The sequence below is a fragment of the Nocardia sp. NPDC050408 genome, from assembly GCF_044458905.1.
Classification (GTDB): domain Bacteria; phylum Actinomycetota; class Actinomycetes; order Mycobacteriales; family Mycobacteriaceae; genus Nocardia.
In genome coordinates, this window is sequence record NZ_JBITIL010000025.1 from 31017 (window position 1) to 54011 (window position 22995).

General features: G+C 66.0%; 19 protein-coding genes. 8 read left to right on the forward strand and 11 right to left on the reverse strand.

Annotated features, from left to right (window positions below):
- Positions 1–212 precede the first annotated feature (212 nt).
- The 8 genes from ACIBJI_RS38350 to ACIBJI_RS38385 form a co-directional block, all read right to left on the reverse strand.
- Positions 213–1442 (reverse strand): MFS transporter, encoded by a 1230-nt coding sequence (locus tag ACIBJI_RS38350; RefSeq protein WP_364353083.1) that lies wholly within the window; start codon positions 1440–1442, stop codon positions 213–215.
- A 100-nt stretch (positions 1443–1542) separates the two neighbouring features.
- The gene (locus tag ACIBJI_RS38355) at positions 1543–2886 is read right to left on the reverse strand and encodes an LLM class flavin-dependent oxidoreductase (RefSeq protein WP_364353086.1); all 1344 of its coding nucleotides are present in this window, start codon (positions 2884–2886) and stop codon (positions 1543–1545) included.
- Positions 2883–3632: an ABC transporter ATP-binding protein gene (locus ACIBJI_RS38360; protein ID WP_364353089.1), complete on the reverse strand. Its 750-nt coding sequence runs from the start codon at positions 3630–3632 to the stop codon at positions 2883–2885. Before ACIBJI_RS38360 ends, ACIBJI_RS38355 begins: the two co-directional genes overlap by 4 nt.
- A complete protein-coding gene (locus ACIBJI_RS38365; RefSeq protein ID WP_364353092.1) occupies positions 3608–4474 on the reverse strand; it encodes an ABC transporter permease in 867 nt (288 codons plus the stop codon). The genes ACIBJI_RS38360 and ACIBJI_RS38365 overlap by 25 nt, the downstream gene beginning before the upstream one ends.
- 2 nt (positions 4475–4476) lie before the next feature.
- Positions 4477–5565 carry an ABC transporter substrate-binding protein gene (locus ACIBJI_RS38370; protein ID WP_364353095.1) on the reverse strand — a complete coding sequence of 363 codons (1089 nt, stop codon included), beginning with the start codon at positions 5563–5565 and terminating at the stop codon, positions 4477–4479.
- 92 nt (positions 5566–5657) lie between these two features.
- Complete coding sequence (locus tag ACIBJI_RS38375) at positions 5658–6824, reverse strand: alpha/beta hydrolase (protein WP_364353098.1); 1167 nt, start codon at positions 6822–6824, stop codon at positions 5658–5660.
- 284 nt (positions 6825–7108) lie between these two features.
- Complete coding sequence (gene bioD / locus ACIBJI_RS38380) at positions 7109–7801, reverse strand: dethiobiotin synthase (protein WP_364353101.1); 693 nt, start codon at positions 7799–7801, stop codon at positions 7109–7111.
- Positions 7798–8946, reverse strand: a complete 1149-nt coding sequence (locus tag ACIBJI_RS38385; protein WP_397088012.1) for an 8-amino-7-oxononanoate synthase — start codon at positions 8944–8946, stop codon at positions 7798–7800. The genes bioD and ACIBJI_RS38385 overlap by 4 nt, the downstream gene beginning before the upstream one ends.
- 133 nt (positions 8947–9079) lie before the next feature.
- Between ACIBJI_RS38385 and ACIBJI_RS38390 the strand changes: the two genes are divergently transcribed.
- The gene (locus tag ACIBJI_RS38390) at positions 9080–9400 is read left to right on the forward strand and encodes a hypothetical protein (RefSeq protein ID WP_364353107.1); all 321 of its coding nucleotides are present in this window, start codon (positions 9080–9082) and stop codon (positions 9398–9400) included.
- A gap of 4 nt (positions 9401–9404) precedes the next feature.
- Here the strand turns inward: ACIBJI_RS38390 and ACIBJI_RS38395 are convergent, their stop codons facing one another.
- Positions 9405–10673 (reverse strand): adenosylmethionine--8-amino-7-oxononanoate transaminase, encoded by a 1269-nt coding sequence (locus ACIBJI_RS38395; RefSeq protein WP_364353110.1) that lies wholly within the window; start codon positions 10671–10673, stop codon positions 9405–9407.
- Between the two features lie 151 nt (positions 10674–10824).
- Here ACIBJI_RS38395 and ACIBJI_RS38400 point away from each other — a divergent pair, with 151 nt between their 5' ends.
- Genes ACIBJI_RS38400 through treY form a run of 4 tightly spaced genes read left to right on the forward strand, consistent with a single transcriptional unit; the run spans position 10825 to position 16551 of the window.
- Positions 10825–11751, forward strand: coding sequence for a bifunctional helix-turn-helix transcriptional regulator/GNAT family N-acetyltransferase (locus ACIBJI_RS38400; RefSeq protein ID WP_364353113.1), 927 nt, complete (start codon positions 10825–10827; stop codon positions 11749–11751).
- Between the two features lie 13 nt (positions 11752–11764).
- Positions 11765–11905 carry a hypothetical protein gene (locus ACIBJI_RS38405; RefSeq protein ID WP_364353116.1) on the forward strand — a complete coding sequence of 47 codons (141 nt, stop codon included), beginning with the start codon at positions 11765–11767 and terminating at the stop codon, positions 11903–11905.
- Between the two features lie 59 nt (positions 11906–11964).
- On the forward strand, positions 11965–14085 hold the full coding sequence (glgX, locus tag ACIBJI_RS38410) for a glycogen debranching protein GlgX (protein ID WP_396959219.1): 2121 nt from the start codon (positions 11965–11967) through the stop codon (positions 14083–14085).
- A 51-nt stretch (positions 14086–14136) separates the two neighbouring features.
- Complete coding sequence (gene treY, locus ACIBJI_RS38415; RefSeq protein ID WP_396959317.1) at positions 14137–16551, forward strand: malto-oligosyltrehalose synthase; 2415 nt, start codon at positions 14137–14139, stop codon at positions 16549–16551.
- On the opposite strand, the gene ACIBJI_RS38420 is transcribed toward treY, so the two are convergent.
- On the reverse strand, positions 16537–17721 hold the full coding sequence (locus ACIBJI_RS38420; protein WP_364353119.1) for a DUF2235 domain-containing protein: 1185 nt from the start codon (positions 17719–17721) through the stop codon (positions 16537–16539). The two genes, treY and ACIBJI_RS38420, sit on opposite strands and share 15 nt — an antisense overlap.
- A 222-nt stretch (positions 17722–17943) precedes the next feature.
- Here ACIBJI_RS38420 and ACIBJI_RS38425 point away from each other — a divergent pair, with 222 nt between their 5' ends.
- Positions 17944–20637 (forward strand): AAA family ATPase, encoded by a 2694-nt coding sequence (locus tag ACIBJI_RS38425; protein WP_397088015.1) that lies wholly within the window; start codon positions 17944–17946, stop codon positions 20635–20637.
- Positions 20638–20730: 93 nt separating this feature from the next.
- Here ACIBJI_RS38425 and ACIBJI_RS38430 read toward each other — a convergent pair whose 3' ends face one another.
- Positions 20731–20946 (reverse strand): hypothetical protein, encoded by a 216-nt coding sequence (locus tag ACIBJI_RS38430; protein WP_364353125.1) that lies wholly within the window; start codon positions 20944–20946, stop codon positions 20731–20733.
- An 85-nt stretch (positions 20947–21031) separates the two neighbouring features.
- On the opposite strand from ACIBJI_RS38430, the gene ACIBJI_RS38435 reads away from it, so the two are divergent.
- Together ACIBJI_RS38435 and ilvA are read left to right on the forward strand one after the other, a co-directional pair.
- Entirely contained in the window at positions 21032–21466 is a 435-nt protein-coding gene (locus ACIBJI_RS38435; RefSeq protein ID WP_364353128.1) for a nitroreductase family deazaflavin-dependent oxidoreductase, read from the forward strand.
- A gap of 75 nt (positions 21467–21541) precedes the next feature.
- The gene (ilvA, locus tag ACIBJI_RS38440; protein WP_364353131.1) at positions 21542–22900 is read left to right on the forward strand and encodes a threonine ammonia-lyase IlvA; all 1359 of its coding nucleotides are present in this window, start codon (positions 21542–21544) and stop codon (positions 22898–22900) included.
- Positions 22901–22995 lie beyond the last annotated feature (95 nt).

The following is a 22995-nucleotide window of genomic DNA, read 5'->3' on the forward strand; positions in this document are numbered from 1 at the left end:
GGGTCCTCGCATACACCGCGAACACCTCGCAGAAGGTGCATCCTATGCGCGGCACGCACCAGGTGTGCGCCAGAGATGGCCGAGCCCACCAAACGCGACCAGCGCCCTCGACCTGCCCACCAACGAGCATTCAGATATGACCGCGCACACCTCCACAAGGAGCAACCTGCGCGCGGTGCGCACCAAGTGTGCGCCATGAGTGGTCCGAGCGCTCAGTCGGTTGCCCGGGTTTCGGGACGGCGTGCGTCTGCGAACAGGGTGGGATAGGCACCGGGGAACCAGCGGTGCATGGCGAGCGCGCCTGCGAATACCGCCGCAGCGATAGCGAGCGCCGAGGCACCGAGAACTGTTGCCGCACTGATCAAGCCGACGGCAACGGGGCCGGCGAACATGCCGACGTCATGGGTCAGACGCCAGGCACCGAGGAATTCCGCACGTCGCCCCGGCGGTGCGACGCTCGCGCCGACCGTCATGATGATGCCGTTGCTGACGCCATTCGCGAGCCCGAGCAGTACTGCGGCACCGGTGAGTTCGAGCGCCGTCGAGGTGAACGGAAGCGCCGCGAAGCCCACCGCGAACAGCAACATCGACGGCACACCGGTGGCGCGACTGCCGTACCGATCGAGCAGGGCGCCGCCCGGATAGGACAGCAGCACATCCATTGCCCCGGCAATGCCGAATATCAGGCTCGTGGCGACGGCACTCGCGCCGATATGCGCGGCCCACAGCGGAAGCAGCGCGATGCGGGTCGCCCGAGCACCACCCATCAGCAGCGCCGCCAGCCCGAGTGTGCCCAGTACCCTGCGGTTTTCGACGACCACCGACCGCAAGGTGTGATCGGCGCCGTCCATATCGTCACCGTCAGCCGAGCGGATGGCGAGCATCGCCGCGCCCGCTACCACGGTTGTGCCGAACTGCAACCACAGCGCACCGCTCGGCCCCATCCCATAGACCATCCCGGCACCGATGAACGGCCCGCAGAACGACCCGAGGCGCGAGGCACCAGCCAACGCCGAGAACGCCCGACCCCGCTCCTGCGGTGTCACTACCGACACGATGTAGGACTGTCGCGCCAGACCCCATACCGCACTGGCGGTTCCATTGAGCAGCACACCAACCGCCAGCACCCCGGTATGCGGTGCGAAGATCGCGCACAGCACCCCGACCAGGCCGAGGCCCGAACCGACTGCGATCGCCCAGCGCTCGCCGATGCGTGCGACGATCCGCCCCGCGGGCAGATCCGCCAGCACCATCCCCAACCCACTCAGCGCGACAACGATTCCGGCAACACCGGCCGAAGCACCGAGGTCCAACGCGCGCAGCGCGTACATCGGTGCGGCCGCACCGGATCCGATGCCGTAGAGCACCACCGGCACGAACACCGTCCACACCAGCGTGCGCAGGCGAGCGGATTCCGTTGTGGCGCTGACCCGTTCGCTCACAGCGCCCGCGCCATGCGGAGTCGACACCGCAGCGGTGGCTGAACTTCGGCATGAACAAGAACAGGACGCTGTCCGACCGGATACGGCCTGGTACAGCCGCTCACTGCGCGAGCGCCGGTCGCCGGGCGTACCGGCTCTCCGGTCGCGGCAGACCGAAGTGGTCGCGCAATGTGGTTCCGGTGTATTCGGTGCGGAACAGCCCGCGCCGCTGCAGGATCGGGACGACCTGCTCGGCGAAGACCTCCAGGCCACCCGGGTAATAGGGCGGCATCACATTGAAACCGTCGGCGGCGCCGTTGCGGAACCATTCCTCGATGGTGTCGGCGACCTGCTCCGGTGTACCGGCGAAGACCCGATGTCCGCGGGCACCGGCGAGACGATGCAGCAGTCCGCGCACGGTGGGCCGCTCCCGCTGCACGATCCCGGCGACCACTTGCCGACGGCTGCGCTCATTATCGGTGACATCGCCCGCGTCGCTGAACAATTCGAGCGGCACCGGTTCATCCAGCGGCAGGTGGCGCAGGCTCTCACCCGCGATGCCCTCCAACTGCTTCAGCCCGTATTCGGGCACTGTGAGCTCGTTGAACTCCCGCTCCAACTGTTTGGCCGCCGCCTCGGTATCGCCGATGAACGGGCTGATACCGGGCAGGATTTTGATCTGCTCGGCGTCACGTCCGAATTCGGCGGCCTTGGCCTTGATATCAGAGTAGAACGCCTGCGCATCCTCGAGCCGCTGGTGCGCGGTGAAGATCGCCTCGGCGTACCGGCCCGCGAACGCCCGTCCGTCATTCGATGCACCGGCCTGCACGAGCACCGGATGCCCCTGCGGCGTGCGCGGAGCGTTGAACGGCCCACGCACACTGAGATATTCACCGACGAAGTCGATCGGATGGATCTTGGCCGGATCAGCGTAGATGCCCGCTTCCTGGTCCAGCAGGATGGCGTCGTCCTCCCAGCTGTCCCACAGCGCGACGACCGCATCGACGAATTCCCGTGCCCGCGCATACCGCGTCGCATGATCGGGATGTTTCTCGAGCCCGAAATTCGCTGCGGCGAGGTCGGTTCCGGTGGTGACGATATTCCAACCCGCCCGGCCGCCGGAGATGTGGTCCAGCGTGGAGAACAGCCTGGCCAGGTTGTATGGCTCGTAGTAGGTCGTCGATGCGGTGGCGATCAGACCGAGATGGGTTGTGGCCGTCGCGATCGCGGTGAGCAACGTGATCGGTTCCAGACCGGCGGCCGCATTGTGTTCGACATTGGTGCGCAGTGCGGGTCCGTCGGCGAAGAACACCGCGTCGAGTTTCGCGGCTTCGGCCGTGCGGCCGATCTCCTGGTAGTAGGCGACATCGTAGATCCGGTCGGGTCGGCTCTGCGGATGCCGCCAGGCCGCCTCATGATGTCCGGAGGGGTAGATGAACGCGTTGAGGCTGAGTTGCCGTGTCATGAGGCCTTCTTCTCATCGTGCAGGGCTGCGACATCGACGCCGAGGCTGGAAAGCAGCAGCTCGCGCAGGCGGTTGAAGTCCGGATCGATATGGCGGCGTGGACGTTCCAGATCGATGCGCTGATCGACGGCGATGCGTCCCTCGTCGAGGACGAGCACGCGGTCGGCGAGCAGCACCGCCTCATCGACATCATGGGTCACCAGCAAAACGGCAGGCTTGTGCCGGGCGCACAGATCCTGCAGCAGCACATGCATTTTGATGCGGGTGAGCGCGTCCAGCGCACCGAAGGGCTCATCGGCCAGCAGCAACTCCGGCTCCCGGACCAGCGACCGCGCCAGGGCGACGCGCTGCTGCTCACCGCCGGAAAGCTCCTTGGGCCAGGCCTTTTCCCGCCCGGCAAGTCCAACTTCGGCCAAAGCAGTGCGGCCGCGCTCGGCGGCATCGGCACCCTTCAAACCGAGAGTCACATTGTCCAGCACCCGATTCCACGGCAGCAGGCGCGAATCCTGGAAGACCACCGCACGTTCCGTCGGCACCCGCAACTCACCCGAGCCCAGCACATCACGATCCAGCTCGGCCAACGCGCGCAACAAGGTGCTCTTACCCGAACCACTGCGCCCGAGCAGGGCGACGAATTCGCCGCGTGCGATATCGAGATCGATGCCGTGCAACACCACACGATCGCCGAAACCCCTGCGCAGCGCGCGGGTTCGGACCACATTCAGTCCGCGATCGTCTGTCGCCATGACAGCACCCTCCGTTCCGTCGCGCGCACGGCGAGATCGCCGAACAGTCCGAGCAGTCCGTATATCACCAGGCCGACGACGATGACGTCGATCTGGCCGTAGGTGCGCGCCTGCGTCATCAGATAGCCGATGCCGCTGGTGGCATTCACCTGTTCGACCACGACGAGCGCCAGCCAGGAGATGGTGACCGCCAGCCGCAAGCCCGTGAAGAATCCGGGCAGCGAACCGGGCAGCGCGATCCGGCGAATGAAACTCCACCGCGAAAGACCCACCGTCGCGGCCAATTCCACATACCGGCTGTCGACGCCGCGCAGTTGCGCGTGAGTATTGATGTAGATCGGAATCGCGACACTGGTCGTGATGACGATCAGCTTCATCTCCTCGCCGATGCCGAACCACACGATGAACAGCGGAATCAGCGCCAGCGTGGGAATCGAGCGTTTGATCTGAACCGGCCCGTCCAACAGGGCTTCACCGACCCGGCTCAACCCGGCGATCAAGGCGAGCAGCACACCGATCACCACGCCGAACCCGAGACCCCAGGCCGCGCGCTTCAGCGAGGTCAGCAGATTCGACTGCAGTCTGCCGTCGGCCAGCAGATCGCGAGCCGTCTCGGCGACCGTCCACGGCGCCGGCAGTGTCTGCTCATCCAGTGCGCCCGTGGCGGATCCGATCACCCATGCCGCGATCAGCAGTACGGGCCCGATGGCAATGCCGAACGGAATCGGGCGGCCCGGCCCGAGCCGAGGCCGTGTCAGTTTGCGGCGGGCCAATACCGGCTCCGCTGCGGTGCGTGAACTTCGTCCGATCCGGCCGAGTACTCCGGCATCCAAGGTAGCCATTGCTATTTCGCCTTCGGTTCGAATAAGGCACCGCTCTCGGTGACTGCCTGGGTGACGACAGCGTCGAAGCGCAGATCGAAATCGTCGGCAGCGCGCACCTTCTTGGGCAGTTCGCCCGCCTTGTCGATCGCATCGATGGTGCCCTGCTGACGATCGATGAGCTGCTGATCCAGATGCGGGAAGGTGTAGGTACCGAGCGAGTCGACGATGCGCTTGGCGTCATCCGCGCTGACCTTCTGGTTCTCGACGTAGTACTTACGCGCCCACTCCTCCTGGTGGGTATTGACCCACTGGTAGGCGCGAACATAGGCGGCGACCACCGCCCGAGTCGCGGCCGCCTTGGCCGGATCGGTCACCGCGGCGCGGCGCGCGTAAAGATAGCCGACACCACCGTAGATGCCAGCGGTCTCCGAATCCGGGATCAGTGACGCACCCGGTGTGCGCAGCAGCCGAGTGACATTCGGTTCGACCAGCGGCGCGATATCGACCTGACCGGTGCGCACCGCGTCCAGGAATTCCGCGAGTTGCAGCCGAACCAGTTGCACATCAGTGGATTTCAGCCCCGCCTTGGCGATCGCGCGCAGCACCGCGGCCTGTTGGGCGGTCCCCTCCGCGTAGGCGATCTTCTTACCCTTGAGATCGGCCAGCGTGGTGGCCGTTTTACCCGGCGCCACCGCGAGTTTCAATGCGCTGGGATTGGACTGGTAGGCCGCGATTATCGGCACGTCCTGCCCGGCGACCTGCGCATGGATCGGCGGAACATCGCCGACGGTCGCGACATCGGCGGCGCCGGCCCGGAATGCCTCCAGAATGGCCGGTCCGCCGATGAAATTGGCGAATTCGACCTTGAACGGCAGTTTGTCCAGTTCGCCGGAGAACTGGAGGACCGACTTGAACCGCTCGGACTGGTCGGCGAGCACGAGTTTGGTGCCTGCGGGGATTTCGGTGGGCAGCGGGGCATCGGTCTTACCGACCGGCTTATCGTCGCTCGCGCAGCCGGTCACACCCAAGCTCGCAACGGTCGCCGCAGCGAGCAACGCGGCGATTGTGCGGCCGCGCAGGCCGGTCAGGAACGTACGTGGTCGGAACATAGGGTGATTGAATCAAGACCAAACCGGCACGCATACGGTTTGCCTTGGCGTGATTCCAACTGCTTTCACCCACCCCGCCGGCGGTCACCCCCTCAGCGCGGCGCCGCCGCGGAGACCGTCGCGCGCACCTGCTCCTGATACCGCTGAATGTACGGCAGGATCTGTTGGTCGATGATCTTGTTGTACTCCTCGGGGCGCTGCATCGGATTGGCGTGCCCGGTATTTCGCGGCATGACGACCAGCAGCGAGCCGTCGACGCCACCGGCCCGCTCGATGAGCACCTGATGGGAGTAATCGACATCAACCACCCGGTCGTTATTCGGATTACGCGGACGGATGAAGACGATGGCCGGGCGCGGTTTGTCCTCGGCGGGCCGCGATAGCGCGCGCAGATCGTTGATCGCACCGCCCGCCACGATGGCCAGGAACTGTGTTTCGATCAGCCCGTTGCTGGCCGCGTCTTTGGAAAAGACCTTCTCGCGCAACACTTCTCGGACAACATCACGCATTGGCTCCAGCCGAATCCCGGGCAACCCATTGGTCCCGCGATCGACGAATCGGTCACGACGCGCATAGGTTTCGACCGCCAGCCGCAGTGTGCGGCTCTCCCGCGCCCCTGGCAGCCAGCCCATCCAGCGCACCATATCCTCGCCCGCACCACGACTCTCCGGACGCACCGCATTCAAATCCACCGGTGTGCAGTCCAGAATCACCCCTACCAGGCGCAGATCGCTGTCGAGGTGGATATGCCGTGCGACCTCGAGCGCGATGACCCCGCCCATACTGTGTCCCACCAGCACGATGTTCTTCAGCCCCGACATCTGGGCGGCGCGGATGATCAGATCCGCGATCACCTTGGTGTCGATACCTTGATTGTCGTATTTGATGGCCCAGACCACGCCCATATCACTGAGAGCGGGCAGTGCGGCCGCGGTATTGCTGGCATTGAGACCGCCGAGACCCACCATATCGACGACGACGGTGTCCCAGTCGCGATCATGCGCGGGGGTGGCAATCGGCAGCACAGCGGGTTCGGTGCGCGCGAGCCGATCGCGTTCCGGGGTGACGTCGTGCACCCAGTACTGGGCGAACACGATGAGCCCAGCGAGCAATATCAAGGCGACCCGCAGCACCGCCGACCTGGTACGGCGCAACGTCTGCCACCCGTGCCCGAGACGAGTCTCCCGAAGCCGGGCCCTCCGTCGCGCGTTATCCCAGTCCGAGACGGTGGACGGGTGCCGATCGTCCAACGGCGACATCTAACCCACTGTAGGTACGGTTCGCGAGTGCTGCCAGGCGAGTACCCCCGGCCATCACCGAGGCGGAGGCGATCATCTTCGCCGACAAACCTCAGATCAGCAGGTCGAGCTCACGCGGCGTCGCAGATCCGCAAACAGCTCGAGCACTGGAATCTGGTGGCTGCGTCCAGTATTGAGCTGTGCCGGTGACGCCGGTTGCGGTCAGGGCAGTTCGCCGGTTTCGGCGAGGGTGGCGAGCTTGCCGAGTCCGATTCGGGTCCGGTCCTCGCAATCGCCGCGCAGACCTACCGGCCGAGCGCAGACCAACCGGGAGTGAACCAACCGGGAGTGAACCAACCAGGCGCCGCGGCAGAGAATCGTTCGCGATCCCATCCACCGGCACCTGCGGGCACCGCACCGACCAACTCGACCCCGGTAACCCGAGGAAGATCACTGCGATTGCACTCCTCGGCAAGCCCCGGCGAACCGGGCCAGGAACCGATCACCAAACCCGCACAGCGGACACCGGCAGATGACAGTGCGCGCGTGGTCAATTCGCTGTGGTTGAGGGTCCCCAGTCCCGCTGCGGCAACAACGAGCACCGGGGCATCGAGCTTCTGCGCCAACTCGAGCAGCGTGAACTCGCCCAGGCGGACCAGCAATCCGCCTGCCCCTTCCACCAAGGTCAGATCCGCATCAGCGAGTGAGTCGATGGCGGCGGCGGTTTCACTAAGCGTCAACAGCGGCTGCCCGCACCGACGTGCGGCGGTATCCGGCGCCAGCGGATCAGGATAGCGGGCGATCTCGACCGTTCTCCGCACACCGGTGAGGCGTTCGACTTCGGCGAGATCGCCGGATTCGCCCGGTGCTACACCGGTTTGGGCCGGTTTGCACACTGCCACCGATCGCCCCGCCGCCAGTGCGGCCGCGGCCACCGCGGCGGTCACCACGGTCTTGCCGACCTCGGTCGACGTACCGGTCACGAACAGCACACTCATGCGGTCACCAATCCACGCGCCTGCGCCAGCACCTCGCCGAGAACCGTTGCGATGGTGTCGAGTTCGTCGGAGGTCAGATTCGCCCGGGCGGTGAGTCGCAACCGCGATGTCCCCTCGGGCACCGTCGGCGGACGGAAGCATCCGACGTCGAGTCCACGTGCACGGCATGCCTGCGCAGCGTCATATGCGACCTGTGCCTCACCTAGCACCACCGAGACAACTGCCGAATCCGGTTGCGCCACACCGGCAATACGTGCGATATCGGCGGCCCGCTGCAACACCCGACCCGCCAGCTCGGGTTCCCGACGCAATAGCCGCAGCGCCGCCCGCGCCGCGCCGACCGCGGCCGGTGCGAGCCCGGTATCGAAAATGAATGTGCGCGCGGCATCGATCAGGTGCGCACGCACCCGCTCGCCGGCCAACGCCACACCACCCTGTGCGGCAAAGGCTTTCGACAGGGTCGCGGTGACCACGAGATCCGGTTCCCCGGCCAGGCCGACCTCGTGCACCAGCCCGCGCCCACCCGTGCCGCGCACACCGAGCCCATGTGCCTCATCCACGATCAACACCGCGCCATTCGCCCGGGTAACCCGATGCAACTCGGCCAGCGGAGCCAGATCACCATCGGCGCTGAATACCGAATCGGTAAGTACCAGTGCCCTTTCCTCGCTCCGCTCGGCCAGCAACCGCTCGACCGCCTCGACATCGCAATGCGCGGCGATCTCCACCCGCGAGCGCGAGAGTCGGCAGGCATCCACCAGCGAAGCGTGACTGCCCGCATCGGAGACGACCAGCGCGCCCCGCCCGGCTAGCGCGGTCACCACCCCGAGATTGGCGGCGTAGCCGGAGGCGAAGACCAAACCGGTCTCGGCGCCGACGAATTCGGCGAGTTCGGTCTCGAGCTGCTCGTGTTCGGCAGTGGTGCCGGTGACGAGCCGGGATCCGGTCGACCCGGTGCCCCAGCGGCGCACGGCATCGATCGCGCCCTCGATCACCTCCGGGTGACGCACCAGGCCGAGATAGTCATTGGAGGCTAGGTCGATCGACGGCGACTGTGCCGCACGCGGTCGCAGCTCACGGCGCAACCCGACGCGCACGCGCTCGGCGGCGCGTTCATCAAGCCAGCCCAACGGATCGGTAGTCACAGCTCCGAAGCATACTTGAACACCGTTCAGGGCGCCTGCCCAGGGTCGGGTACTGGTACCGTGGGAGCCACTTGTTGAAGGTCGCCACCGACCATCGGTGGCGCGGCACTTCCGCCAAAGGGAGTAGGGCCGAATGCCACGGTGGGCGATAGTCGTCGAAGAGACAACAGGTTCCGGCGATCACAAGCGTTGGTCGCCGCGGGTACTCGCGGAGGTGGTCGGCACTCGCGAACATGCCCTGACCAAATTGCACTCGCTCGTGCCCACATTCACTCCGCAGCATCCGCGACTTCCCGGCCGCCGGATCCTGCTGCGCGACGGCGATAACTATCTGCTGATCGCCCGCGGTTGGGCCGATGACTACCACTGCGTCTTCCGAGTATGGGAGATCGTCTCCGACACCGACCGTCCCGAGAGCGCGGGAGTCGAACACGGGACCCGCAAACGCGCCTGACGCGTCAGGCTTGGGCGGCGGCGACCATACCGGCGGTGATGCGTTCGATGTCCTCGGTCGTGCTGATGAACGGCGGCATGGTGTAGATGAGATCACGGAACGGGCGCAGCCAGACGCCCGCTTCGACGGCGGCATGGGTGGCCTTGCGCATATCCACCGGATGATCGAGTTGCACAACCCCGATCGCCCCGAGCACCCGCACATCCGCCACCCCGGGCAGCGAACGCGCCGGGGCCAGACCGGTTTCCAATTCCGATTGGATCCGGGCCACTTCGGCACGCCAATCCCGTTGCAGCAGTAGCTCGATCGAGGCAACCGCGACCGCACAGGCCAGCGGGTTACCCATGAAGGTCGGACCGTGCATGAGCCCGCCGTGCTCGGCGCTGATGGTCTCGGCGATGCGGGAGGTGCACAACGCGGCAGCCAAGGTCAGATATCCGCCGGTGAGCGACTTGCCGACGCACATCACATCCGGACTCACTCCGACGTGATCGGCCGCGAAAAGCGCTCCGGTGCGCCCGAATCCGGTGGCGATCTCATCGAAGACCAACAGCACCCCGTACTCATCGCTCAGGCGTCGCAGATCGGTCAGATACCGCGGATCGTGCCAGCGCATCCCGCCCGCGCCCTGCACGACCGGCTCAACGATGACGGCCGCGAGTTCGTCGGCATGCGCGGCCAACAGCTGCTCGAATTCGGCCACGTACTCGACCGAATACTCGAGCGGTGGCGCCGGGGCGAAGATCTGCTCGGCGAGCACATCGGTCCACAGTGCGTGCATGCCGCCCTGCGGATCGCACACGCTCATCGGCGTGAAGGTATCGCCGTGATACCCACCGCGCCAGGTGAGCAGCCGTCGCTTGTCCGGCTGACCCGCCGCACGCCAGTACTGCAGGCACATCTTGACCGCGACCTCGACCGATACCGAACCGGAATCGCACAGGAATACCTTGTCCAGACCGGCGGGCGTCAGCTCGACGAGTAACGCGGCCAGTCGGGCCGCCGGTTCATGGGTGAGCCCGCCGAACATCACATGACTCATCCGCTGCGACTGCGCCACCAGCGCGGCATCCAGGACCGGATGCCGGTAACCGTGGATAGCGGCCCACCACGAACTCATCCCGTCGACCAATTCCCGACCGTCGGCGAGGGTGAGCCGGGTTCCGGAAGCACCAGAAACCACCAGCGGTTCGGTCGTCGCGGGAAAGCCACCGTAGGGATGCCAGACATGTTCGGCGTCGATGGCGGTGATCTCGTCAGGGGTCAATGCCACAGGATTCCTCGCGGTCGCGTGACAGCCCAAGAGGGCTTGAACGGTGTTCAAGTTACCACTCGAGCTGCGCGCGCACGATATCGAGTCGAATTCCGCACCCACGCGAGCGCTCCGACGTATCCTTTGACTCAGTCAAAGATTGGGAGCCGCCGTGACCACCATTGCCGCCGCCGATATCGACGCCGTGCGCGAATTCAACCGCCGCTACACCCGGGTCATCGGGGTACTGCGCGAGGGCCTGCTGGACAGCGAATATTCACTAACCGAAGCGCGAATCATGTTCGAATTGGCCAATTCCGGCGCGACCGAGGTCGTCACGCTGCGACGCACGCTCGACCTGGACCCCGGCTATCTGAGCCGCATCCTGGCCCGCTTCGAAAAGGACGGACTGGTCCAGCGCAATCGCTCCGAAAGCGACGGTCGCCGCCAAGAGGTCCGGCTGACCGAACGCGGCAAGGAGATCTTCGCCGTACTCAACCAGCGCTCGAGCGCCGAAGTCGGCTACCTGCTCAATGCGCACAAACCAGCCGAGCGCGCGGCACTGATCACCTCCATGCGCACCATCCAGCGAATTCTCGACGGACCAGCCCCCGGCACACTGGTGCTCCGCGCCCCGAAATCCGGCGACTACGGCTGGGTCATCCAGCGCAATGCCGCGCTCTACGCCGCCGAATACGGGTGGGACACCAGCTACGAGGCACTCGTGGCCCGCATTGTCGCGGACTATTTGGACGACCACGACGAGCGTCGCGAATACGCCTGGATCGCCGAATACGACGGCGAACCGGTGGGCTGCGTCTTCTGTGTCGCGGAGGACGAGATAACCGCCCGCCTGCGGCTACTGCTCGTCGAGCCGACCGCGCGCGGCCTCGGCGTCGGCTCCGCACTGGTCGAGCGCTGCGTGCGATTCGCGACCGAGGTGGGCTACCGCGAGATGGTGCTGTGGACCAACGACATCCTCACCTCGGCGCGGCGTATCTATCAACGCGCGGGTTTCGAACTCGTGGAATCGAATTCGCATCACAGCTTCGGCCACGATCTGGTCGGCCAGACCTGGCGGCTGACACTGGAGCAGTGAAACTCAGTCGATATTGCTGTGGGATTACCAGGACGGCTATATCGCGGGCGTCCTGGTCTGGCTGCGGCATGCGGTATTCGGCGCACTCGCCCGGCTGGCCACCCGGATAGGCTACCGGCGACTCTGGCCCGAAACCGGCCCCGACCAGGACTGACTCGTCCGGCCGCAACCACCCGCACGCAGCGCCATCCGGCTGGCGCTAGTGTCGTTGACATGGCTCAGCCCGACGCAGCGCCCGGTGAGGTGACACCCCTCGGTGTCTGGCCCGGAACCGCCTACCCACTGGGCGCGACCTACGACGGCGCAGGCACTAATTTCTCGGTGTTCTCCGAAGTTGCCGACGCGGTCGAGTTGTGCCTTATCGCCAGGGACGGCACCGAAACCAGAGTGCCACTGGAAGAGGTCGACACCTACGTCTGGCACGCCTATCTCCCGACCATCGGACCGGGCCAGCGCTATGGGTTCCGGGTGCACGGACCCTACGATCCCGAGCACGGATTGCGCTGCGATCCAAGCAAATTGCTGCTCGATCCCTACGGCAAGGCCTTCGACGGCGAATTCGACAACGACTCCTCGCTCTACACCTACGGCCAGGATTCGCTGGGGCACACCATGACCGGCGTGGTGATCAACCCGTTCTTCGATTGGGGCGCCGACCGTCCACCGAATCGGCCCTACCACGAAACGGTCATCTACGAGGCGCACGTCAAGGGCATGACGATGACCCACCCGGATATTCCGGAGGAATTGCGCGGCACCTACGCCGGGATCGCGCATCCGGCAATCGTGGAACACCTGAAAGAACTCGGCATCACCGCGATCGAGCTGATGCCGGTACACCAATTCCTGCACGACCGTGTCCTTTTGGATCAGGGCCTGCGAAACTACTGGGGCTACAACAGCTTCGGCTATCTCGCCCCGCACAACGAATACGCGGCCAGCCCGCGCGGCGGCGCCGCGGTCACCGAATTCAAGGCCATGGTGCGGGCATTGCATGCCGAGGGCATCGAGGTGATCCTCGATGTCGTCTACAACCACACCGGCGAGGGCAATCACCTCGGGCCGACCCTGGCCTTCCGCGGTATCGACAATGCCGCCTACTATCGCCTGGTCGACGAGGACCCATCGCACTACATGGACTACACCGGCACCGGTAACAGCCTGAACGTGCGCCATCCGCATACGCTGCAGCTGATCATGGACTCGCTGCGGTACTGGATCCTGGATATGCACGTCGACGGCTTCCGCTTCGACCTTGCCGCCACGCTGGCCCGGGAACTGCACGATGTCGACCGGCTCTCCACCTTCTTCGATCTGGTGCAACAGGATCCGGTGGTCAGCCAGGTGAAGCTCATCGCAGAGCCGTGGGATGTCGGCGAGGGCGGCTACCAGGTCGGCAACTTCCCGGGCCAGTGGACCGAATGGAATGGCAAGTACCGCGACACAGTTCGCGACTACTGGCGCGGTGAACCCGCCACCCTCGGCGAATTCGCCTCCCGGCTCACCGGATCCTCGGATCTGTACGAGGCCACCGGGCGCAGGCCGAGCGCGAGTATCAACTTCATCACCGCCCACGACGGCTTCACACTGCGGGATCTGGTGTCCTACAACGAGAAACACAACCAAGCCAATGGCGAGGGCAATCGCGACGGCGAGAGCTACAACCGCTCCTGGAACTGCGGGGTGGAGGGCCCCACCGACGATCCGGAGATACTCGCGTTGCGCGCCAAACAGAGTCGAAATCTGCTGGCCACGCTGGTGCTGAGTCAGGGCACACCGATGCTCGCGCACGGCGACGAAATGGGCCGCACCCAACAGGGCAATAACAATGTCTACTGCCAGGATTCACCGCTTGCCTGGATGGATTGGTCGCTGATGCAGACGAATTCGGACCTGTTCGAATTCACCAAGCGGGTGATCGCACTGCGCACCGAGCACCCGATATTCCGACGCCGCCGCTTCCTTGCGGGCCGGCCGATCCGGTCGAAAGATCATGCCCGCGATATCGCGTGGCTCACCCCGGCGGGTGAGGAAATGACCCCCGCGGACTGGGACAGCGGTTTCGGCAAGTCGCTGACGGTATATCTCAACGGCCTCGGCATCAACGAACCCGGTCCACGCGGCGAACGCATTACCGACGATTCGTTCCTGCTGTGCTTCAACGCCCACGACAGCGGCCTGGACTTCGCGCTGCCGAACTCCGACTACGGCGCGCAATGGGCTGTCGCACTGGATTGTTCGGTACCCGACGGTCGCGCCGATGCCACCTACCCGGCGGCGAGCACCATCGCCATCCCCGCCCGCTGTCTGCTCGTCCTCCACTGCCCCGTATAACCGAAACCGCCAATGATCGAGACGCCAAAGATCGAGACGCACAAGTCCGATATGCAGACCCACCACACCGATCCCATCTCCCGCGGCCGCACTCCCGCCCGACAGACAACGATCCGCAGCACCTACCGACTCCAGCTGCGCCCCGACGTGTTGACCTTCACCGATGCCCGAGCGATCGCGGAATACCTACAGCAGCTGGGGATTTCGCATCTGTACCTGTCGCCGATCCTCACCGCGACGGTCGGTTCGACGCACGGATACGACGTCACCGATCCCACCACGGTTTCGGCGGGACTCGGCGGTCCGGCCGGACTCAAGGCGCTCGCGGACGAAGTGCGCAGCCGCGGTATGGGTTTGATCGTCGATTTGGTCCCCAACCACGTCGGCGTGGCCGATCCTCGGCAGAACCCGTGGTGGTGGGATGTGCTGCGCAACGGTCGCGAATCGCAGTTCGCGCATTTCTTCGATATCGACTGGAGTGCGGGCAATGGCGCGGGCGGTCGGCTGGCGCTGCCGGTGCTGCAGAGCGAAAATGATCCGGCCGCACTGACGGTGGACCGGTCCGGTTCGGAACCGATGCTGGCACTACACGATCTGCGCTTCCCCATCGCGGCGGGCACCGACGGCGACAATGCGCTTCGCATCCACGATAAACAGCACTACCGGCTGGTCAGCTGGAAGGCGGGGTTGTGCACCTACCGGCGATTCTTCGCGGTCGGCAGCCTGGCCGCCGTGCGCCAGGAGGATCCCGAGGTCTTCGAGATCACCCACCGCGAGCTGGCCGCATGGTGCGAACACGATCTGATCGACGGCGTCCGGGTCGACCATCCGGACGGATTGTCCTATCCCACCGCGTATTTGACGAAGCTGCGTCGGCTCATCGGCCCGCACCGGCTACTACTTGTGGAAAAGATCCTCGCCAATCGCGAACCATTGGATGCGACACTGCCGGTCGACGGCACCACCGGTTACGACGCACTGTCCGACTACGGCGGCGTACTGATCGACCCGGACGGCGAACAGGCGCTGACCGAACTGTCGCGCAAGCTCGCCGGGCACGGCAGCGACCGCGCCTGGATCGGTGAGACCGAACACCGCATCAAACGCGCGGTGGCGGAGAACATTCTGGCCCCCGAGATCCGGCGCCTGGTCGCCGCGATCAAACGCGACGCGCATGCCGAAAGCTTCGACACCATGGCATTGACCAATGCCACCATCGAGGTGCTGGCATTCATGCCGGTGTACCGGGTGGATTACGCACCGTTGGCCGGTATGACCGGCGCGGTGGTCGCCGAGGTGGAAAAGCGCAATAGCGAACTGACGGTGCCGCTGAGCGTGCTGGTGGCAGCGTTGGCATCCGACGGCGAGGCGGCCGTTCGATTCAGTCAGGTCTGCGGTGCGATCACCGCCAAAGCCGTCGAGGACACCATGTTCTATCAGGCGGCGCGGCTGGTATCACTGCAGGAGGTGGGCGGCAATCCGGCCCGATTCGGCCACTCGCTCAACGAATTCCATCTCTCCAATAGCGAACGCGCGCAACGCTGGCCCGCCACCATGACCACACTGTCGACACACGACACCAAGCGCGGCGAGGATGTGCGGGCCCGGATCGGGGTGCTGTCCCAAGCCGCGGAGACCTGGGCGCGTGCCGTCGAGTCCTGGCAGGAGATCAACCCCGGTCCCGACGGTGCGACGACATTGTTCCTGTTGCAGAACATGTTCGGCGTCTGGCCCGCCGACGGCCGCCCGGCCTCCTCGGTGGCGGGACTGCGCGAGCGACTGCATCTGTTCGCCGAGAAGGCGATTCGCGAGGCCGGTGTCCATACCTCCTGGGAGGAACCGGATGCCGAATTCGAGACGAAGGTGCACGGATGGTTGGATGCGGTGATCGACGGGCCGGTCGGTTCTGAAATCGGTGATCTGGTGCACGAACTCGCACCGCACGCCTGGTCGGATTCGCTGTCACAGAAGCTGCTGCAGCTGTGTGGACCCGGCATTCCCGATATCTATCAGGGCTGCGAGCTGTGGGAGGACACGCTCGTCGATCCGGACAACCGCCGCCCGGTGGACTTCGCGGTCCGCGCGGGACTGCTGCAATCACTAACCGGCACACCGGCGCTGGATACCACCGGCGCGGCGAAGATGTGGATTGTCGCCTATGCGCTGTGGTTGCGCCGCGAACGTCCGGACTGTTTCGTCGGCGGCACCTACCTGCCCCTGTTCGCCACGGGCGAGCAGGAGAGCAGACTGGTCGCCTATGCGCGCGGCCGGGCCGGTGAGACGCCCGAGGTGATCGTGGCCGCCACCCGGCACAGCCTCGGCCTGGCCGAAACCGGGTGGGCCGATACCACTTTGGAACTGCCGCAGGGCAACTGGACCGACCGGCTGACCGGCCACACCTTCCAGGGCCGGGCCCGATTGGAAAAGCTGTTCGCCCGGCTGCCGGTGGCGCTACTGGTGCGCTGAGGGCTCCTCCGGTGTAATGGCCGTTACCGTGCCGGTCTTCTCGATCAGCGTCTCGGGCACCATGCCGTCGTTGTCCTTCAGCCAGCGCCGGAGATTCACGGGTCGGTAGTCGGTGGCGTCGTGCACGGTGGAGGCCAGGCGCACGCCGCGGTCCCCGTCGGTGTACAGCCGCCGCCAGGAGTCCCAGTAGAACCGCGGGTTGCGCGGCCGGCGAATGGTGCGCAGCACATTGAGGATTCGGTATCCGATGCTGAGCGAGCGATGCAGTTCCATATGCTTCGGACCCGAGGCAGCACATCGCTGGGACAGCCCATCCAGCCGGTCGCGGTCGAAGACGAGCCCGACCGCCTCGGCCTGTTCGACCATCCAGCGCAGCGTGATATCGGAGAGTCCGCATTCCTTGTAGCCGCCGCCGATATCGCTGTGCACGCCCTCGAACCAGACCTGCTTCACCCGGTCGTAGTCGTGGGAGTACTTCACATCCGGCTCGATCGGCACCTCCCAGAGGCACGGTTCGAAATTGCGCCGCCGCTCATCAAGCGCAAGTGCATGCCGCGCGCAGTAGACATTGCGTCCGAGCTTCACATCGTGGAACCGGTGCCGCAGCGACGTCAGTCCGGGCACGCCGAGTGCGCCCACAGTATCGAAGACCCCGATGAAGTCGATCTTGGCCGGAGCGTCCCAGCAGTTCTGCTTGCGGAAGTCGATCCACTCCTGCGGCTCCTTGGGATCCGGATCCTCCGGGGTCCGCTGCGGCGCGGGCTGATGGTGAATCCGCAAGGCATCCGGATACTTTCCCTCGATCATGGCATCGGGCGTCATGATCCCGATGCGCCCGATCAGACCGGCCAGGCTACGCGCGGTGAACGCACCGCGACTGAAACCGAAGATGTAGATCTCATCCCCCGGTTGCCAGTTCAGTGCCAGATGCCAGTACGCCGAGGACAGATTCGCCTCGAGGCCGAGTCCGAACGCACCACCCATCAGGCGGTCAGCCAGGAAGCCGCGGGCGCCCGGCCCGGATACATAGCTGACCCACTGCTGGACCGGCTCCCCCGACCTTCCCGGCGCCTCGTACCGGATCGTCTGCGCGATCTTGATGATATTCGATACCGTGCTGCTGGATTCGGCCTTCCAGGTGCCGTCGCAGCAGACCACCAGTCGTTTCATGAGTGAATCCTCCCCGCCGATTACCGTCGAAACCTGCGTACTCGACTACCCGAATCATCGGGGCGTCCGCGGGGGATGTTAATGAAAATGTTGTCTTTCAACGCAAAGGCCCGCGCCGAACGGGATTTTCGTGGCACAGCCCGGTGTCCGATCCGTTTCCATCGAAGCATCGACGAAACGGGTGTCGGTCACTCGGGTTCGCTCGGCGGCTACGGTGAGCAAATGCTCTACGGAAGAGAAGTCGAACAAGCTCGGATCGATCGGCTTCTCGAGGCGGCTCGTGCGGGCCGCAGCGGCGCGCTCGTGGTGCGCGGGGAGCCGGGGATCGGGAAGACGGCGCTGTTGGATTATGCGGCGGCGCAGGGGATTCCGGCGGTCCGCAGTGCTGGAATCGAGTCCGAGGCGGAGTTGCCATTCGCGGGACTGCACCTGCTTATCAAGCCCGGGATGGCGCTGGTGGACGGGTTGCCCGCACCGCAGCGCGATGCGCTGCGCGGGGCGTTCGGTCTGGCGCAGCATGATCCGGCGGATCGGATGTTGATCGGTTTGGCGGTGCTGTCACTGCTGGCCGAGGAGGCGGCCGAGGGACCGCTGCTGTGTTTGATCGATGACGCGCACTGGTTGGATCGGGCGACGGCGGAGACGCTGCTGTTCGCGGCGCGGCGGCTCGATGCCGAGGGCGTGGTGATCATCTTCGCGACGCGCACCGGCGAGCAGTATTTTCCCGCGCCCGGCCTGCCCGAACTCGCGCTGACCGGCTTGGCGCAGGAGTCGGCGGCCGCGCTGGTGGACAGTCGCGGTCCGGATATTTCGCCCGCCATCCGGTACCGGTTGCTTGCCGAAGCGGGTGGCAATCCGCTCGCGCTGTTGGAGCTACCCGCGGTACTGGCGGCCGAGGGAACCGACTCCAGCGGGCCGAATCCACTGCCGCTGACGCAGCGGCTCCAGGTGGCATTTCACGGCCAAGTGTCCAGGCTGCCCGCGGCCACCCGGACATTGCTCCTGATTGCCGCCGCAGCGGGCACCAACGACCTCACCACGGTGCTGCGCGCCGCCGACGAATTCGGGGTGCGACTGCCGGACTTGCAACCTGCCGCGGATGCCGGATTGGTCGGTAGTGATGGCGTGAGCGTAAATTTCCGGCACCCCCTGCTGCGCTCGGCCGTCTACCAGGGTGCGCCACTGACGCAGCGGCTCGCGGCGCACGCCACCCTCGCCGCCGCACTGACCGAACCCGAGAATACCGACCTGCGCGCATGGCATCTGGCCTCGGCGGCGACCGGACCGGATGAGACCGCCGCCGCAGCGCTCGAGGACACGGCCGATCGCGCGCGGCGGCGCAGCGGCTATTCCGGTGCCGTGGCCGCCTACGAGCGCGCCGCGGGTTTGAGTACCGACGCGTTCGCCCGCGTCCGGCGGCTGGTGGCGGCCGCCGAAACCGCGAGTGAGGCGGGACAATTGGAACGTGCGCGCCGACTGGCCGACCGCGCGGCCGGTTTGAGTACCGACCGAATGCTCGGGGCCCGACTGGATCTGGTTCGCGCCACCGCGGAATTCGGTGCGGGCAAACCACTCTCGGCGCACCAACTGTTACTCGCGGGAGCCGATTCGGTGCGCACCGACGATCCGGCGCGCGCAGCGCGCGTCCTCATGCAGGCAGTGCACACGGCCTGGTACCTGGGCGCACCGGAACTCGCGGAGATCGCCGCGCATATCAACGCATTGGACCTGCCCGAGGCCGAACCGATGACACCTGTCGCCGGCTACACGGTCGCGGGCATCGACGGCCGATTCACCATCGACTTGCGCGACGCGGCCGCCGCCGCCCGCCGCAACGGTGCCGACAGCCCGCGCGATCTGGTGCAGATGTGCGGCGTCGGCCTGGTCGTCGGGCAGGACGAGCAGGCCGCGGAACTGGCGCAGACCCTCATTGCCGAATGCCGCGACCAGGGTCGCATCGCACTCCTGCCGACCCTGCTGTTCTTCCGCGCCGAGACCGAACTATTCCTCGGCCGACCACGCGAGGGTCGCATCGCCGCGCTCGAAGGGCTGCGGATCGCCGAGGATATCGGGCAGCAGCATTGGATCAGCCAGATGTCGAGCTACCTCGCCTATCTGGCGGCATTGGAGGGGCGGGAACCGGATTGCCGAGAGTTGGTCGACCGTGCCCTCGCCGAAGAACTCGGTGGTGCGGCCGCGCCCGGCGCACCATGGACGGTGGCGGCGCTCGGCGTGCTCGATCTCGGGCTCGGCAAGGTCGATAGTGCCCTGTCCCGACTGGAACTGCTGACCGTGGAACCCGCCCGCCACCACGTGATCGGTCTGCGTGCCTTACCTGACTTGATCGAGGCAGCGGTGCGCATGGGCAGCCCGGAGCGAGCGGGTGATGCACTGGACCGGCTTCGCGACTGGGCCACGGCCTCGCAACAGGAGTGGGTCAGCGCGCTCGTCGAGCGCTGTCTGGCATTGACCGGCCCGGAAGCCGAGGCGGAGGGACACTTTCAAGCCGCCCTCGAACGCGGCGGACGTCCCTTCGAACAGGCCAGAACCCAATTGCTTTTCGGTGAATGGCTACGCCGCAACCGTCGAAAGTCCGAGGCGCGCACCCAACTTCAGCCCGCCGTGGAAACCTTCGACCGCCTCGACGCCACCCCCTGGGCCGACCGCACCCGCACCGAACTCGCCGCCCTCGGCATCGGCACCACAAGCCGCCCCACCACCGGCGTCCTCGCCCGGCTCACCCCGCAAGAACTCCAGATCGTCCGCCTCGCCGCCCAGGGCATGTCCAACCGCGACATCGCCGCCCAACTCTTCCTCAGCCCCCGCACCGTAAGCCACCACCTCTACAAGGCCTACCCCAAACTCGGCGTCCTCTCCCGCACCGAACTCCCCGCCCTCCCCCTCGACGTCGCCTGAGTCTCGATCAAGATCAGGTGGCACTGGGGGCAGTGGCTACTCGGGCGATGCCGCCCCGGATTCCACCTGATCTTGAAGCGGGCGTCGGCGGAGCTACGCTCGGCGGCGCGCGGCGACTTGGCCGACGACCCAGCGGCCGGTTCCAACTCCTGCGGCAACCAGGACCGCTACCTGGAGCGACCCGGTGATCAGCGCGAGGACAAGGCAGATGACCACGGCGAGGGCGATCGCCTCGAGTTTGTACATCGGCCACGCGCTGCCAGCGATATCTATCACCGTGCGGCGGGCCTGAAGGGGGACCACTGCCATGCCGTCAGGTTACACGGATAGAGAAGTTCGGGCTACCTAACATTTGAGCGGGAACAGAGGTGGGCTCCGCGGTGTTGCGGTTGTCATGCCATTGACAGGTGAGTACGCACCGAGCACATCCGATTGGGCCCGTGAGCAGGCCGAGCTGATCGAGAATTCCGGCGGCACCGAGGGCCTGACCCTGCAGGGCAAGCCCGTCATCGTCCTGACCACCAAGGGCGCGAAGACCGGGCTACTGCGCAAGACCGCGCTCATGCGGGTCGAGCACGACGGCGAATACGCGGTCGTCGCCTCGCTGGGCGGCGCGCCGAAGCATCCCGTCTGGTACTGGAACATCAAGGCCGAGCCGCATGTCGAGCTGCGTGACGGCGCCGTGAACAAGGACTACACCGCGCGCGAGGTCTTCGGCGAGGAGAAGGCGCTGTGGTGGGAGCGGGCAGTCGCGGTCTGGCCCGATTACGCGAATTACCAGACCAAGACCTCCCGCGAGATTCCGGTTTTCGTCCTGACCCCGCAGTAGCTCCGGCCGCGAAACCGCTCGTCCGACGCCCACCCGACGCGTCCACCCGACGCGGCGGGTGGCACCATATTCCAAGTGTCCAATCCGCTTGAGCTTCTCGACGACCAGTCCACATCTCGTCCCGCGCTGACCGCGGACGAGATCGATGCCGCCGCCAAGCGAATTGCCGACATTATCGAGCCCACCCCGCTGCAGCACAGTCCCCGGCTTTCCGCGCTGACCGGGGCGCAGGTCTACCTCAAGCGCGAAGACCTCACCGCCGTGCGTTCCTACAAGCTGCGCGGCGCCTACAACCTGATCGTGCAGCTCACCGATTCCGAGCGGGCCGCGGGCGTGGTCGCGGCCAGCGCCGGTAATCACGCCCAGGGCGTAGCCTTCGCCTGCAATGCGATGGGCATCAAGGGCCGCATCTTCGTACCGACCACCACGCCGAAGCAGAAGCGCGACCGCATCCGGGTGCACGGCGGCGAGTTCGTCGAGCTGATCGCGGTCGGGGAAACCTATGACGCCGCCGCGGCCGCCGCCGCCGAGGATGTCGAGCGCACCGGCGCGACCATGGTGCCGCCGTTCGACGATCCGCGGACCGCGGCGGGACAGGGCACCATCGCGCCCGAATTCCTGGAACAGCTCGGCGGTCGGACTCCCGATCTGGTGGTGATCCCGGTCGGCGGCGGGGGTTGTCTGGCGGGCATCGGCACCTACCTGCGCGAGCGCTCGCCGAGCACCGGCATCCTCGGTGTGGAACCGGCGGGCGCGGCCTCCATGACCGCCGCGCTGGTAGCGGGCGGCCCGGTGACGCTGCCGGAGATCGATCCGTTCGTCGACGGCGCCGCGGTGCGCCGGATCGGTCAGCTGCCGTATACCGCGGTCGCCGGATTCGGCGGCCGGGTGGTCTCGCACGGTTCGCTGCCGCTGCTGATGGCGACCGAATCACCAAGGGGCGCGGGCGCTTTCCGCATGATGCAGGTCGACGAGGGCGCGATCTGCACCACCATGCTCGAGCTGTACCAGAACGAGGGCATCATCGCCGAACCCGCGGGCGCGCTGTCGGCGACGGCGCTGGCCGAAATCGCGATCGAACCCGGTTCGACGGTGGTGTGCCTGGTGTCCGGCGGCAATAACGATGTGTCTCGGTATGGCGAGATCATCGAGCGCTCACTGGTGCACCGCGGTCTGAAGCACTACTTCCTGGTGGACTTCCCGCAGGAGCCGGGCGCATTGCGACGCTTCCTCAACGAGGTGCTCGGTCCCGATGACGACATCACCCTGTTCGAATACGTCAAGCGCAATAACCGGGAAACCGGTGCCGCGCTGGTCGGTATCGAACTCGGTGCGCCGGAGGGGCTCAGCTCGCTGCTACATCGGATGGAAGAGTCGCCGATCCAGTGCGAGCGGCTGGAACCCGATTCCCCGGCCTACCGCTACCTCACCTGAGCGCCACTCCGATCCGAACCGGCCGCGCAGACACTGTCCGCGCGGCCGGTCCGTGCAGAATTCCAGCTACCGGCCGATATCCGGAACCCTCGAAC